14 protein-coding genes are annotated in these 14,249 nt (G+C 39.6%); all 14 read right to left on the bottom strand.

What is annotated here, in order from left to right:
- Nucleotides 1-469: 469 nt before the first annotated feature.
- Nucleotides 470-1,579: an alanine racemase gene (gene alr / locus EO125_RS08685; protein ID WP_127148550.1), complete on the bottom strand. Its 1,110-nt coding sequence runs from the start codon at nt 1,577-1,579 to the stop codon at nt 470-472.
- 637 nt (nt 1,580-2,216) lie between these two features.
- Nucleotides 2,217-3,512: an SLC13 family permease gene (locus EO125_RS08690; RefSeq protein ID WP_127148551.1), complete on the bottom strand. Its 1,296-nt coding sequence runs from the start codon at nt 3,510-3,512 to the stop codon at nt 2,217-2,219.
- A 51-nt stretch (nt 3,513-3,563) separates the two neighbouring features.
- Nucleotides 3,564-3,827, bottom strand: coding sequence for a hypothetical protein (locus EO125_RS08695; RefSeq protein ID WP_127148552.1), 264 nt, complete (start codon nt 3,825-3,827; stop codon nt 3,564-3,566).
- 157 nt (nt 3,828-3,984) lie between these two features.
- Complete coding sequence (locus tag EO125_RS08700) at nt 3,985-5,100, bottom strand: sodium ion-translocating decarboxylase subunit beta (RefSeq protein WP_127148553.1); 1,116 nt, start codon at nt 5,098-5,100, stop codon at nt 3,985-3,987.
- 56 nt (nt 5,101-5,156) lie between these two features.
- On the bottom strand, nt 5,157-5,540 hold the full coding sequence (locus EO125_RS08705; RefSeq protein WP_009352906.1) for a biotin/lipoyl-containing protein: 384 nt from the start codon (nt 5,538-5,540) through the stop codon (nt 5,157-5,159).
- Nucleotides 5,541-5,599: 59 nt separating this feature from the next.
- Complete coding sequence (locus tag EO125_RS09885; protein WP_009352831.1) at nt 5,600-5,764, bottom strand: hypothetical protein; 165 nt, start codon at nt 5,762-5,764, stop codon at nt 5,600-5,602.
- A 16-nt stretch (nt 5,765-5,780) separates the two neighbouring features.
- Nucleotides 5,781-6,104, bottom strand: a complete 324-nt coding sequence (locus EO125_RS08710; RefSeq protein WP_127148554.1) for an OadG family protein — start codon at nt 6,102-6,104, stop codon at nt 5,781-5,783.
- Nucleotides 6,105-6,184: 80 nt separating this feature from the next.
- Entirely contained in the window at nt 6,185-7,714 is a 1,530-nt protein-coding gene (locus EO125_RS08715) for a carboxyl transferase domain-containing protein (RefSeq protein ID WP_062401066.1), read from the bottom strand.
- Between the two features lie 36 nt (nt 7,715-7,750).
- The gene (gene mce / locus EO125_RS08720) at nt 7,751-8,173 is read right to left on the bottom strand and encodes a methylmalonyl-CoA epimerase (RefSeq protein WP_009352819.1); all 423 of its coding nucleotides are present in this window, start codon (nt 8,171-8,173) and stop codon (nt 7,751-7,753) included.
- 101 nt (nt 8,174-8,274) lie between these two features.
- A complete protein-coding gene (gene meaB, locus EO125_RS08725; protein WP_127148555.1) occupies nt 8,275-9,216 on the bottom strand; it encodes a methylmalonyl Co-A mutase-associated GTPase MeaB in 942 nt (313 codons plus the stop codon).
- Between the two features lie 66 nt (nt 9,217-9,282).
- On the bottom strand, nt 9,283-9,678 hold the full coding sequence (locus tag EO125_RS08730) for a cobalamin B12-binding domain-containing protein (protein WP_009352817.1): 396 nt from the start codon (nt 9,676-9,678) through the stop codon (nt 9,283-9,285).
- 30 nt (nt 9,679-9,708) lie between these two features.
- The gene (locus EO125_RS08735) at nt 9,709-11,355 is read right to left on the bottom strand and encodes a methylmalonyl-CoA mutase (RefSeq protein ID WP_062401070.1); all 1,647 of its coding nucleotides are present in this window, start codon (nt 11,353-11,355) and stop codon (nt 9,709-9,711) included.
- 20 nt (nt 11,356-11,375) lie between these two features.
- Entirely contained in the window at nt 11,376-12,884 is a 1,509-nt protein-coding gene (locus EO125_RS08740) for an acetyl-CoA hydrolase/transferase family protein (protein ID WP_127148556.1), read from the bottom strand.
- 272 nt (nt 12,885-13,156) lie between these two features.
- Nucleotides 13,157-14,249 (bottom strand): ISLre2 family transposase (locus EO125_RS08745; RefSeq protein ID WP_127148557.1); only part of this gene is annotated, 1,093 nt, incomplete at its 5' end.

A 14,249-nucleotide genomic window follows, 5' to 3' on the forward strand; every position in this document is an offset into this window, starting at 1 on the left:
TTTACATTGTTTGCTTTATATTATTCGGGGTATCGGAATTTTTACCAATTCATTTTGTCCTACCTCAAAATTTTTAAACAACTTTGAAATTCAATGAGCCTAGTATATAACTAGGCTCATCACTATTAAAACCAACTTATTTTGTCCTATAACCCTATTATTCAGCATAGTTACAACCATACATAATACATGAAAAACGGATGCCTTCCGTAGTCTCTCTTACCATGAAAGAAACTACGCAAGGCATCCATTTTCTTCTATCATACACACTCTTGTTACATATACACGAGTAATTCCATACTATATGTCAGCATTAATGTATGTTATCTATCCTTCTTACTTTCAAATATGTGCCATATTTCACTCAAAACGTTTATGTATGTTATATATACTCCTTATTTTTAGGCATTCACCATACTTAACCCTACATTCCGTTCATTATATATATCGCATGCATATTATGGAATCTCTAAATATAATGCCGTGGCACTCGTTCTGAAAAGTTACAGAATATTTCATAGGGAATGGTCCCAACCAAATAAGCCAATTCAAGCGCTGTAATACTCTCTTGTCCTTGTTGCCCTAATAGCACAACAGCATCTCCTGGAGCTACGGTAATATGACTAGGCACTTTCACCATACATTGGTCCATACAGATGCGCCCTACAATGGGACATCGTGTGCCATGAATCAGTACAGAGCCTTTATTAGACAGCGCCCTAGGATATCCATCAGCATACCCCACAGGAATAGTAGCAATCGTTTCTTCAGACATCGTTGTATAGGTACTGCCATAACCGATAGATGATCCTTTTGGTAAATGTTGTACATGTACTACCTTACTATACAAACTTAAGGCTGGCTTCAATCCCAAGCGATTTGGTACATCCATGGACGGCATAATACCATATTGAATAATACCTGGTCGAGCATCGTTAAATAGACTATCTTTTACCACTAATAGTCCAGCGCTATTCGCTAACGAAAAACGATAGTCCTCAGTACGATTGGCACGAATTAACTCCACCACATCTCGAAATTGTTGCACTTGTTGATTGGCATGGGTTTGATCCGCAGCATCGCCATTAGCTAAGTGTGTAAAAAATCCATCGACTCGTAAATATTCATAAGATTCTACTGTTTCTAAAAATGCTAATACATCCTCTGGCTTACTCCCGATACGATGCATACCTGTGTCTACAGCAATGGCGCACTCTACAATCGTTTCATGTCGACGAGCACATTCATTCAATGCATCTAAATCTGTGGATTCACAAATAGCAGGTCTAGAATGCCCTTCTATCACTAAATCGAAAGATTGGGGCAACGTCAGACCTAATAGATAAATAGGTACCGTTATACCTGCCTCACGCAAAGGGATGGCTTCTTCTGGAAATGCTACGGCTAACGACTCATAACCTTCTTCCACGGCAATACGCCCGACCATAACACTACCATGCCCATACGCATTTGCTTTCACCACCGCCGTACTCGTACACCACTCTGGCAGACAATCTTTAATCTTTCGTAAATTACTTCGTATTTGTGCTGTATCAATTTCTATATATGTAGGTCTCACACATTCACCTTCTTATTGTTAGTATATAAACCCTAATATTAACTACTATGCACTAAATTAGTATAATAGTTCTTAACTATTCTAAATCATTATTTGCATGACTAATGTATCATCTACAAAAGCATCAGGTATCATTTAGCTATAGAACACAACGAACACCTATAGATAACCATAGACGACTAAGAATGACTTCCTCGACTACAATATTCTAGATTCACCATACTATTATACACCTAAATAGAATCAAATTCTCGACATAATACAATATTTTATACAAAAATATTGTAGAACTTTCCCTATAATCTAATATACGTATATAATTCAATACTTTCTTATTTGTGCCTTCTTTTTATTAGACACTTAAATCTTAAATAGCTTTAGTTTTTTTCAATACCAACCAAACATGTTTACACAAAATATTTTACACTGTCTCCACTGATGTTTCCTATTATTTCATTATATTTACATTTTTATACAGTTCTTATATGAAAGAAACTGAATAGATTAAATGCTATCCCCAAAACTTGACAAAGAGCCCAAAAAGGACTGACCACAGAATCTTGCAAGCAAGATTCTGTATCAGTCCTTATCTATTACCTATTTAATTGTATAATACACCTAATCAAAGTATATTAGATTATGGCATATTGAAAGGCCATACCATTGGAATCACGATTAGACTTACAACGAAGCATACTAAGATCAATGGAGTGCCCGCTTTCACATAGTCCATAAATTTGTAATTACCAGGTGTTAATACGATTGTATTAGGAGGTGTACCTACTGGTGTAGCGAATGCACAAGATGCAGCAACGCCAATCGCCATAAGTACTGCATGAGGGCTTGCCCCCATCGCTTGAGCAATGGAAATACCAATTGGAGCCAACAATGCACAAGATGCTGTATTGGACATAAATTGTGTTAATACACAAGATAAGATAAATAAAACAGCTGTCGCAAAGTAAGGACTTGGATTATCCCCCATAACACCTACTACTGCATTAGCAATCAATTTACCAGCACCAGAATCATTCATACCAGCAGCTACCGGCATCATTCCTGCAAACAAGAAGATTGTTACCCAGTCAATGGATTGGTATGCTTGTTTTTCTTTCAAGCAACCAGTTAGAACTGCTAATACAGCGCCGATAATTGCCGCTAAGTGTAATGGAATATTGATGCCCATTTTTTTCAAAGTGCTAGATAATGCCATGAATAATACTACACCTAAAAGAATAATACCAGAGTACCACATTTTTTTAGGATCATTAGAAATTTCACTAGCATCCACTTCTTGTTCTACTTCCGCATCCGCATTACCGTCATGTTTTGGTAAGAAAAATTTACCAATAGTAACCATGTAAATCATGAATGCAATTGTTAAAGGAACACCAATCCAAGCGAATTCAAAGAAACCGAATTGAGGTAATTTGGCTTGACCTAATGCACCATTAATAATGATATTAGGAGGTGTACCCACTAGTGTGATGATACCGCCAATCCCCGCTGCAAAGGCCATAGGCATTAATTGACGGGAAGCAGGAATTTTAGCTGAAGCACAAATACCAATAACCACAGGTAATAAAGCTGCTGCTGTACCAGTATTCGATAATACAGAAGACATCAAAGCTGTAACTAGCATTAAAGCAATCATAAGACCGTTTTCGCTTTTACCAGCACGATTAACAACAGAAATACCAATTTTTTGTGCTAATCCAGTGTGAAATAAAGCTGCACCAATTACGAACATACCTGCAAACAAAACAACTGTGCTATCAGATAGACCACTAAATACTTGTTTCATAGGAATTACACCTAATAAACCAAGTGCCATAGCACCACCGATGGAAGTAATAGCCAGTGGAATAATTTCAGTAACAAATAATATTGCCATTATACCAAGGACAACTAAGGTTTGTACAGCCGGATCCATAAAGAATCAACTCCTTCCAAAGCAAATATTTCTCTTTAGCCTTGATACACGTTAAAAATACGTGCATATAAAGTAGGAAGATAGACCTATGAGAAATAACATAATCGCTGTCACACCATATCCCTCTACTGTTGTGGGATAACCAAAGTGAAGAAACTCTCCCAATATGCCCCGTCGTAAGAAGAAACTATAGGTTTTGCGCTTTTGAAACCAAAGTGCTTTCCGATCTTCACCAATAAGGAGTGCAGTGATTGCAAAAATAAAAAGCGCAACACAAATACATGCAAAAACCTTAGCTTCATCTGATAATATCATAGTCGTCACCTCATAAAAATATAACAAGTGAAAAAAGTTTAAGTGTTTTGTGTTACGCTTCTAACTACCATAGATACAACTATAGTACAAAAATAGTGATTGAAAAATTTGGTAATACCTAGATAAGATACTTGATTTTACCTCGATATTATAACAATTATTTCATCATAGCAAGCATTGTACCAGCCGCTACAGCCGTTCCAATTACACCTGCTACATTAGGTCCCATGGCATGCATCAATAGGAAGTTCGAAGGATTAGCCTCAGCCCCTACTACTTGTGATACACGTGCAGCCATTGGCACCGCGGAAACACCAGCAGAACCAATCAATGGGTTTGTCTTACCTCCATCTAATAGACTCATTAGTTTACCGAAGATAACACCACCAGCAGTACCACCGATGAAAGCTACTAAACCTAATACGATGATTTTAATAGTCTCAAAGCTTAAGAAACTATCAGCAGTCATCGTTAGTCCTGTACCAGTAGCTAAGAAAATAGTAACAATATTGATCAATGCATTTTCAGAAGTGTCTGCTAAACGAGCTGTTACACCAGATTCACGGAACAAGTTTCCAAGCATTAACATGCCAAGTAAAGATGTAATCGGTGGTAATAACAAGGAAATAGCAATTGTTGCTACAACTGGAAATACAACTTTCTCAAAACGTGTTACTTCACGTAATTGTTCCATTACAATTTCCCGATCTTTTTGTGTAGTGAATAACTTCATAATCGGTGGTTGAATCAATGGAACTAAGGACATATAGGAATATGCCGCTACGGCGATTGCCCCTAATAATTCAGGTGCTAATTTAGATGCAAGATAGATAGATGTTGGACCATCAGCACCGCCAATAATACCGATAGCTGCGGCTTGTTTAGCCGTAAATCCAACCATCATCGCTCCACCTAAAGCAACGAATACACCTACTTGAGCTGCTGCACCCAATAATAATGTTTTAGGATTAGCTAGTAAAGGACCAAAATCTGTCATTGCTCCTACCCCTAGGAAGATTAGAGGTGGGAAGATTTCATATTTAATCCCTAAACCAATTAAGTGCATAACACCTTCATGGAAACCATTATTGGGGATATTCGCCAAGATACATCCAAATGCAATTGGACTCAATAATAGAGGTTCAAAGCCTTTCGCAAAAGCCAGATACAATAAGATAATTCCCACAAGGATCATGATAGCATGACCCATTGTGAAACCAATAAAACCACTATCCACCCAAACAGAGTTGAGTGCAACAAGAAAAGCGTCCATATGGAGTTCCTCCTTAAATAATAGAAGGGTTTAGTTTAAGCAGTATAAAGTTATGATTAGCCTAATACAACTAAAGCATCACCAGTTGCTACAGTTTGGTTAGCTGCTACACGAACTTCAGCTACTGTTGCATCATGTGGAGCATAGATTTCGTTTTGCATTTTCATTGCTTCTAAGATACAAAGAAGATCGCCTTTTTTAACTGCTTGACCAGCTGTAACTGCTACGGATAAGATTTTACCTGGCATTGGGCATTTTACTGTTTCTGCGCCTGCTGGTACTGGAGCTGCTGCCGCTGCTGGAGCTGGAGCTGCTGCTGGAGCTGCTTTAGGTGCTGGAGCAGCTGCTTTAGGTGCTGCTGCAACTGGAGCTGCGCCGCCAACTTCATTAACTTCTACTTCATAAACTGTACCGTTTACTGTAACATTGAACTTTTTCATTATAACTTCCTCCTGAATTATCTATTTGTAATGAATCTTTTTCATAAGCTTAGATTAGCTTATAGGGCCTGTAAACGACTAGCTAGTCGCCAAGAATTAGACACTACTGGGCGAATGGATGCAATTTGATTTTGCGAATAGCCCATAGCAACGATAGCACTGACAATAGCTGCTACAACTTCTGTTTCTTTGTTTGCAGCTTGTGCGTTGGTAGTCTTATTCATTAAGTTCTCCTCCAAACTATCTGGTTACATTTCTACCTAGCAGTCTACCGTCCAATTTCCAACCTGTGCTCACAATCGGTCTTACGGAAGCAATTTGTGATTTGGAGTACCCCATTGCACATACTGCTGCCACGATGGCTGCAACCACTTCATCCTGATTAGTAGTGGTTACTGCACTAGGAGCTGTGGCTGAAGATACCTCTGCTACCTCAGCCTTAGCTGGCTTTTTTTTTGTAGGATCTACTAGATAAATAATATGCATAAGCACGCCTAATAATATTAGAACGGCGAATACAATTGTCATATTGATGGCCATAATTAGCCACGGATTATCTGTCATACTTTCACCTCATAAATAGAGAACCATGATAGTAGAATCATGCAAGAAGCAAAGTGTGTAGTATGCCTCTAGTATATGTTTTATAGAGGGATATTACCGTGTTTTTTCGGAGCACGGGTTTCGCGTTTACTTGCCAACATTGCTAATGCGTTGATGATAGCAGGACGAGTATGTTTAGGTTCAATTACTACGTCAACGAATCCACGTTCAGCAGCTTTGTATGGAGTTGCGAACTCTTCTACATATTTAGCTGTTTTTTCATCTTTATCTTCATCGCGTTTGAAAATGATGTTAGCTGCACCAGCAGGTCCCATTACAGCGATTTCAGATGTAGGCCATGCATACACTTGATCTGCACCTAAATCTTGGGAACACATTGCAAGGTACGATCCACCATATGCTTTACGAGTGATAACAGTGATTTTAGGTACTGTTGCTTCAGAGTAAGCATATAACATTTTCGCGCCGTGACGAATGATGCCACCCCATTCTTGGTTTGTGCCTGGTAGGAAGCCCGGTACGTCAACGAAGTTTACAACAGGGATATTAAAAGCATCGCAGAAACGGATAAAGCGGGAAGATTTGTCGGATGCATTGATATCTAAGCAACCTGCCATTACGCGTGGTTGGTTAGCAATGATACCTACGCTTTGTCCTGCAAAACGTGCGAAACATGTAATAATATTTTGTGCGTAGTGTGGTTGTACTTCATAGTATTCGCCATTATCTACTGTTGCACGGATAACATCAAACATGTCGTAAGGCATATTTGGATTGTCTGGAAGTAAAGTATTTAAACCTTCATCTTCACGAGCTGGGTCATCACCAGTGTCAACTAATGGAGTATCTTCCATGTTGTTGCTTGGTAAGAAGCTCAATAAGTAACGAATTTGTGCTAAGCAATCATCTTCGTTTTCTGTTGCAAAGTGAGCTACACCAGATACACTGTTATGAGCCATTGCACCACCAAGATCTTCTGCTGTTACTTCTTCTGCTGTTACAGATTTGATAACTGCTGGACCAGTGATGAACATTTGAGATGTATGTTTAACCATGTAAATGAAGTCAGTCAATGCTGGAGAATATACCGCACCACCTGCACATGGTCCCATGATTACGGAGATTTGTGGAATAACACCAGAAGCATTCGTGTTTTCGAAGAAAATTTTACCATAGCCAGCTAATGCGTCTACTGCTTCTTGAATACGAGCTCCACCGGAGTCATTAATACCGATGATAGGAGCACCCATTTTCATTGCCATACGTTGTGCTTTAACGATTTTAGCAGCGTGCATTTCACCAAGGGAACCACCTTCTACTGTGAAATCTTGAGCAAAAGCAAATACCAAACGTCCGTCGATAGTACCGTAACCAGTCACTACGCCTTCACCTGGTAATTCTTTTTTCTCTTGGCCGAAGTTAACACAACGATGTTTAACGAATTGATCTAATTCAACAAAGCTATTTTCGTCGAATAATTTTTCAATACGTTCACGAGCTGTATATTTACCGCTCGCATGTTGTTTTTCTACGCGTTTTTCACCGCCACCTTGTTTAACAGTGGACAGCTTTTTGTGCAATAATTCAATTTTTTCCTGAACCGTTGCCATTTTACACCTCCATAGAATAATTACGGATATAGTTTATTATTTCATGCGTTGGCAAAGTTCTAACAAAACACCGCCAGTAGCTTTTGGATGAAGGAATGCGATTGCAGATCCACCAGCACCATAGCGAGGTTCTTCGTCGATTAATTGAACACCTTTTGCTTTTAAGTCAGCAATCGCTGCTTTGATGTCATCAACGCGAAGTGCTACGTGTTGGATACCATTACGGCCACCATTTTTTTCGATGAAACGACCGATAGGACCATCTGGAGTTGTAGATTCTAAGAACTCAAGTTCAGCATCACCACAAGGGAAGAAGCTTACTTTTACTTTTTGTTCTTCAACTACTTCATCTTCAGGAAGATGTTCCATACCAAGTGCGTTTTTATAAAACTCTTTTGTTGCTGCCAAGTCAGATACACCGATACCGATGTGGTCCACTTGTAATACTTTGAATGCCATAATAACTCTCCTTTCAAATGAGCTGCAACTCGAAAGTGATTTTTGTCATCTTTCGATTACTTATATGATACCACGTTATTAGATTTTTTTCATTCTTAAAATTATCTTTTTAATGATTTTTCTAATACCGCGTTAACAACACTATAAGGGTCGTTCGTTCTTGTATTGACTGCTGCTACATCTTGTTTGAAAGCATCACTTTCTACAACATGTTCATGGACATAGCGCATAATTTGTTCATTGATCATGGCTACTAACTCGTCACGTGTACGTTCTGCACGGCGAGCAGCTAATTCTCCGCTATCTTCAAGATATTCAAAGTGTTCATCTAGTGCTTCCACCAATTCATCAACACCTTCATCTTTGCTTGCGATAGTTCTCTTAATTGGAGGTCTCCAATCGAGTTCACGAGAATCTAAATCCAACATCATTTCGATTTCCACATTAAGCTTGTCACAGCCATCGCGGTCTGCTTTATTGATAGCAAATACATCGCCAATTTCTAAAATGCCCGCTTTAATAGCTTGGATATCATCACCTAAACCAGGAACCAGCACAACCAATGTAGTATCTGCATTTTTTACGATATCTACTTCGGATTGTCCTACCCCTACGGTTTCGATAATAACAAGATCCATGCCAAATGCATCCATTAATTTAACAACATCTGCTGTTTTTTTAGATAATCCACCTAGGCTACCACGAGTACCCATGCTTCGGATAAATACATTTTCATTCAATGTCAAATCATTCATCCGTATACGGTCACCTAAAATAGCACCGCCTGAGAATGGACTAGTTGGGTCAACAGCCACGATGCCGATTCTCTTACCTTGTTCTAGATAATGCTTAACCACTTTATCTGTCAACGTACTTTTACCTGCCCCTGGGGCACCTGTGATACCCAAGATGCGAGCTTTACCAGTACGTGGATAGATGGCTTTCATAATGTCAATAGCATTATCATATTCATTTTCTACAGCCGTTATGGACCGAGCCAATGCAAGACGAGAACCTTCTATTAGTTCTTTGATTAAATCCATATTGTCACCGTCCCAAGCATATACGCCTAGGCTCGAACAAGCATGCCCGAGCCTAGCCCTAGTATATTATTTTACGTTTGCTTTGATGAACTCAATTACATCAGCTGTTGGAGTGCCTGGTGTGAATACTGCGGAAACGCCAGCTTCTTTTAAACCAGGGATATCAGCGTCAGGAATAACGCCACCACCAACTACTAATACGTCACCCATGCCTTTTTCTTTAAGCATTTCAACGATTTTAGGGAACAATGTATTGTGCGCGCCAGAAAGAAGAGATAACGCAACTACGTTAACGTCTTCAGAAAGGGCTGCTTCAACGATTTGTTCTGGAGTTTGACGAAGACCTGTGTAGATAACTTCGAAACCAGCATCGCGAAGTGCACGTGCTACTACTTTTGCACCACGGTCATGACCATCAAGACCTGGTTTTGCTACAATTACTCTGATACGTTTTTCTGCCATGATGTTATACCTCCAAATAGGTTCGATTAATTATAATGTGGAATGAGCTTGGTATTCACCGAATACGCCGCGCAATACGTTACAAATTTCACCTAATGTAGCATATGTTTTAACGGCAGCCAAGATTAATGGCATCAAGTTTACAGATTCATCTTCTGCACCAGCTTTTAATGCTGCTAATGCAGCATCAACTGCTGCTTGATCGCGGTCTGCACGAACTTGTTGTGTTTTCTTGGATTGGTTGATACCTACAGAAGCATCGATACGAAGAAGACCTTCAACTGGTTTTTCCTCTACTTGGAATTTGTTAACACCTACGATTGTACGAAGGCCAGATTCCACTTCCATTTGCCATTTATAAGCAGACTCTTGGATTTCTTTTTGGATGTAACCTTTTTCGATAGCTTCAACAGCGCCACCCATTTCATCGATTTTTTGAATGTATGCTTTAGCTTCTTCATAGATAGCATTTGTCATAGCTTCTACATAGTAGGAACCGCCCAATGGGTCAACTACGTCAGCTAAACCAGATTCGTAAGCAACAATTTGTTGTGTACGGAGAGCGATTTGTACAGATGCTTCTGTTGGAAGAGCCAATGCTTCGTCGCGAGAGTTAGTATGTAAGGATTGAGTACCACCCATTACAGCTGCTGCAGTTTGAAGAGCAACACGAACGATGTTGTTGTCAACTTGTTGTGCAGTCAACATGGAACCAGCTGTTTGAGTATGTACACGTAACATCATGGATTTAGGTTTTTTAGCACCAAAACGTTCTTTCAAGATATGTGCCCATAGACGACGGGATGCACGGAATTTCGCAACTTCTTCTAATACGTTATTGTGTGCATTCCAGAAGAAGGATAAACGACCTGCGAAATCGTCAACTTCTAAGCCAGCTTTAAGAGCTGCTTCGATGTATGCAATACCATCAGCAATTGTGAAAGCGATTTCTTGCGCAGCAGTGGAACCCGCTTCACGAATATGGTAACCGGAGATGGAGATAGTATTCCATTTTGGCACATATTGAGAGCAATATTCGAAAATATTAGTGATTAAACGCATGGATGGTTTTGGAGGGAAGATGTAAGTTCCGCGAGCTGCGTACTCTTTCAAAATATCATTTTGAATTGTACCACGAAGTTCAGTGGAAGGTACACCTTGTTTTTCAGCAACTGCAATGTACATAGCAAGAAGTACAGATGCAGGAGCGTTGATTGTCATAGATGTGGAAACTTTACCTAAGTCGATACCTTGGAACAAGATTTCCATATCTTTTAAGGAGTCAATCGCAACACCTACTTTACCAACTTCACCTTCAGCCATAACGTCGTCAGAGTCATAACCGATTTGTGTTGGTAAGTCGAATGCGCAAGAAAGACCTGTTGCACCAGACTCGATTAAGTAACGGTAACGTTTGTTGGACTCTTCAGCAGTTGCGAAACCAGCGTACATACGCATCGTCCAGAAACGACCACGGTACATAGTAGGTTGCACACCACGAGTATAAGGATAGAATCCTGGGAATCCAAGATCACGTTCATAATCAAAACCTTCTAAATCAAGCGGTGTGTATACCGGTTGTTCAGGTAAGTTTTGACGAGCAGGTACTTTCTCACAGTTTTTAGCGTACGCTGCATCATATTCAGCAAGTTTGGCTTTTAAGTTGTCATTAGCCATGTCATCATCCTCCTATAAAATTAACCTTGTTTTTTCATGCTTCCTGTTTCAGTGAAGCGTTTATGCCAAGAAAGAGCTTCATCTAATAAGATAGGTGTATGGGCGCCATTAGTCTTTTCAATTGCTCTTTCGAGGTAGTTAAGTAATTCTTGTTTGTAGTCTGGGTGAGCACAGTTTTCAATGATTTTATATGCTCTTTCAATTGGAGCCAAACCACGAACATCGGCAATACCTTGTTCTGTACAGAATACTTGTACATCATGTTCTGTATGGTCAATGTGAGATACAAAAGGAACGATAGAACTAATGTCTCCGCCTTTTGCTACAGAGTTCGTACAGAAAATGGAGATATAACCATTTCGAGTGAAGTCCCCGGAACCACCGATACCATTCATCATTTTGCTACCCATGATATGAGTAGAGTTTACATTGCCGAAGATATCGAATTCGATAGCTGTATTCATAGTAATTACACCAAGTCTACGAGCTAAGCCAGGATTATTGGAAATCTCTTGTGGGCGCAAGAGAATATGTTTGCTATATTTGTCGATATTGTCATAGAAGCGTTTCAATCCATCTGGGGATGGGGACAATGCAGTACCAGAGCAATCTGTTACTTTACCTGCGTCGATTAAGTCCAACATACCATCTTGGATAACTTCTGTGAAAATAGATAAGTTTGTGAAAGGACCTTCAGCCAAGCCAGACACAACAGCATTTGCTACAGAACCTACGCCAGATTGTAATGGCAATAAGTTTTCAGGCAAACGACCTGCTTTTACTTCTTCTAAAAAGAAGTTAATCAAGTGTTGACTCATCGCTTTTGCATCATCATCGATTGGTGCTAATGGACGAGTTGTGTCAGGTACATCACATGGAACGATAGCTACGATTTTTGCAGGGTCACATGGAATGTAATCCGTTCCGATACGATCACCAGCCGCTTTGATTGGGAATGGCTCACGATATGGAGGATCTTGTGGTTCATAGATATCATGCATACCTACCAAAGACATTGGTTGAGATACGTTCACCTCTACGATAACTTTTTTAGCTTGGCTAACAAATGTTGGAGAGTTACCAACGGATGTACTTGGAACGATACCGCCATCTTCACGGATACAAACCGCTTCAATGATTGCTACGTCAGTGTCACCGAAGAAACCATAACGAATTTGTTGTGCCATTTGGCTAAGGTGCATATCAATGTAACGAATTTTTTGGCTATTTAAAGCTTTACGAGTATCGTTATTTGTTTGATATGGGAAACGACGGCGAATACCGTTCACACGAGTTAATGCTCCGTCTGCTTCATCACCAACTGATGCACCAGTCCAAAGATCGATTTGGAAAGGATCTGTTTCCATGCGTTTTGCAAGCGCCAAAGGCACTGCTTTAGGATAACCAGATGGTGTAAAACCACTGATACCTACATGGTCTCCTGGATTAATCAATTTAGCTGCTTCTTCTGCTGTAGTAATTTTTGCTTGCAACGCTGCGCCTTGCACACGATCTAAAATGTCGATCATACTACCATCTCCTTTAGTTTGAATGACTTATTCAGCTATCTAACAATCACACTATACATTCAATTCTTTTATTTCTATTATGAAAGAAATTTCTTACTTACAAAAGTGTTTAAGAAATATAAGATTAAATATCTACTCAAAGTGTGACATTTGTTAATTCCCATAAATACTACTCATTTTTCTTATTATTGTCAACCACATATGTAAATATGACGGTGTCAACTTTTTGTTGGAAAAATAATTGCCTAGCTTTAATAGAGGGTTCCTCGTTACTAAAGAATCCTGCGTCCACCATGTTTAATTGCTTGTAACCATCCGTTACTTTTCTTTTCTACACCTGGGATTGCAGTTCTAGGTGTTGAAGAGTACGTAATATATGGATATGGCTTCCACTGTTTCCTAGCGGCTGCTTTCACAGAAGATAGAACTTTGGACGTTTCTACATCATCGAAATAATTGAAGCTATCGCCTCTGTATGCTTTCATCACGAACTCTTGGATAGATTCATTGTTATCGGCTAGTACACGTAGCTTAGCGATCGTTTGAGCCCCTTTTTCGCTCCAACCTAGTGGGCGCGAGCTTAATCGTGCAGATAAAATATGACTCACATGTGCTTCTGTACTGCTACGAATATCAGGTCTAAGCAGGCTAGCCCGTGCGTAATCCCATTGGTTCTCAATGTACGTAGCACCTTCTACAATCTGCTTCATACGATGTGGATAGGTTTCTTTCATTTTTTCTACATAGGTTTCAAATCTTACTTTATCATTGGTTTCTAAGCTTGCAAACACCTCTTTTCGGCTCCGTTTTCCACAAATCTTTGTCATATATTTAAATAGATGAAATCTATCTAAAATAAACTCACTGTTTGGAAGCACCTCTAGGCCCCGTTTAATCCACCTAGCACCATCGCCAATAATATACACCTTAGGGCTACCCACATACGCTTCTGCCAAGTAGCTGTCTATCTGCATCCAAAACTCTTCAGGTGTTTCTAATCCCGCGAAAGAATGTTTTTCGACTAATTCCATCCGGTTAGAACCCACATCTACTTTGTCCGTATATACAGTAGCCAACTTCATATTAATATTCTTACCAGTTTGCAAGCTTACATGATCTTCGTCCACTTCAATATACAAAGTTTCAGCAGACTTTGGTTCTAGATCTGTTTGCAGTGTAGTCGGTGGCGTTGGCAGGCTATGCACTAAATTCTTTACAGACTGCCGTGAAAGTTTAGTTGGAGTAGAAGCTTCTGCTGCCTTAGCATAACTCACAGATGTAACATGCCTAATAATTTCACTGGCACAGTAGGGCTCGATTCGTTTATGAGAAGGTAGATCTAATAATGCATCTAATAGATATACA

Source organism: Veillonella sp. VA139 (assembly GCF_003992005.1).
Lineage (GTDB): Bacteria > Bacillota > Negativicutes > Veillonellales > Veillonellaceae > F0422.

Coding starts and splice junctions, on each gene's coding strand:
- EO125_RS08690 (WP_127148551.1), bottom strand. CDS start 3,512: ATGGATCCGGCTGTACAAACCTTAGTTGTCCTTGGTATAATGGCAATA.
- EO125_RS08695 (WP_127148552.1), bottom strand. CDS start 3,827: ATGATATTATCAGATGAAGCTAAGGTTTTTGCATGTATTTGTGTTGCG.
- EO125_RS08700 (WP_127148553.1), bottom strand. CDS start 5,100: ATGGACGCTTTTCTTGTTGCACTCAACTCTGTTTGGGTGGATAGTGGT.
- EO125_RS08705 (WP_009352906.1), bottom strand. CDS start 5,540: ATGAAAAAGTTCAATGTTACAGTAAACGGTACAGTTTATGAAGTAGAA.
- EO125_RS09885 (WP_009352831.1), bottom strand. CDS start 5,764: ATGAATAAGACTACCAACGCACAAGCTGCAAACAAAGAAACAGAAGTT.
- EO125_RS08710 (WP_127148554.1), bottom strand. CDS start 6,104: ATGACAGATAATCCGTGGCTAATTATGGCCATCAATATGACAATTGTA.
- EO125_RS08715 (WP_062401066.1), bottom strand. CDS start 7,714: ATGGCAACGGTTCAGGAAAAAATTGAATTATTGCACAAAAAGCTGTCC.
- mce (WP_009352819.1), bottom strand. CDS start 8,173: ATGGCATTCAAAGTATTACAAGTGGACCACATCGGTATCGGTGTATCT.
- meaB (WP_127148555.1), bottom strand. CDS start 9,216: ATGGATTTAATCAAAGAACTAATAGAAGGTTCTCGTCTTGCATTGGCT.
- EO125_RS08730 (WP_009352817.1), bottom strand. CDS start 9,678: ATGGCAGAAAAACGTATCAGAGTAATTGTAGCAAAACCAGGTCTTGAT.
- EO125_RS08735 (WP_062401070.1), bottom strand. CDS start 11,355: ATGGCTAATGACAACTTAAAAGCCAAACTTGCTGAATATGATGCAGCG.
- EO125_RS08740 (WP_127148556.1), bottom strand. CDS start 12,884: ATGATCGACATTTTAGATCGTGTGCAAGGCGCAGCGTTGCAAGCAAAA.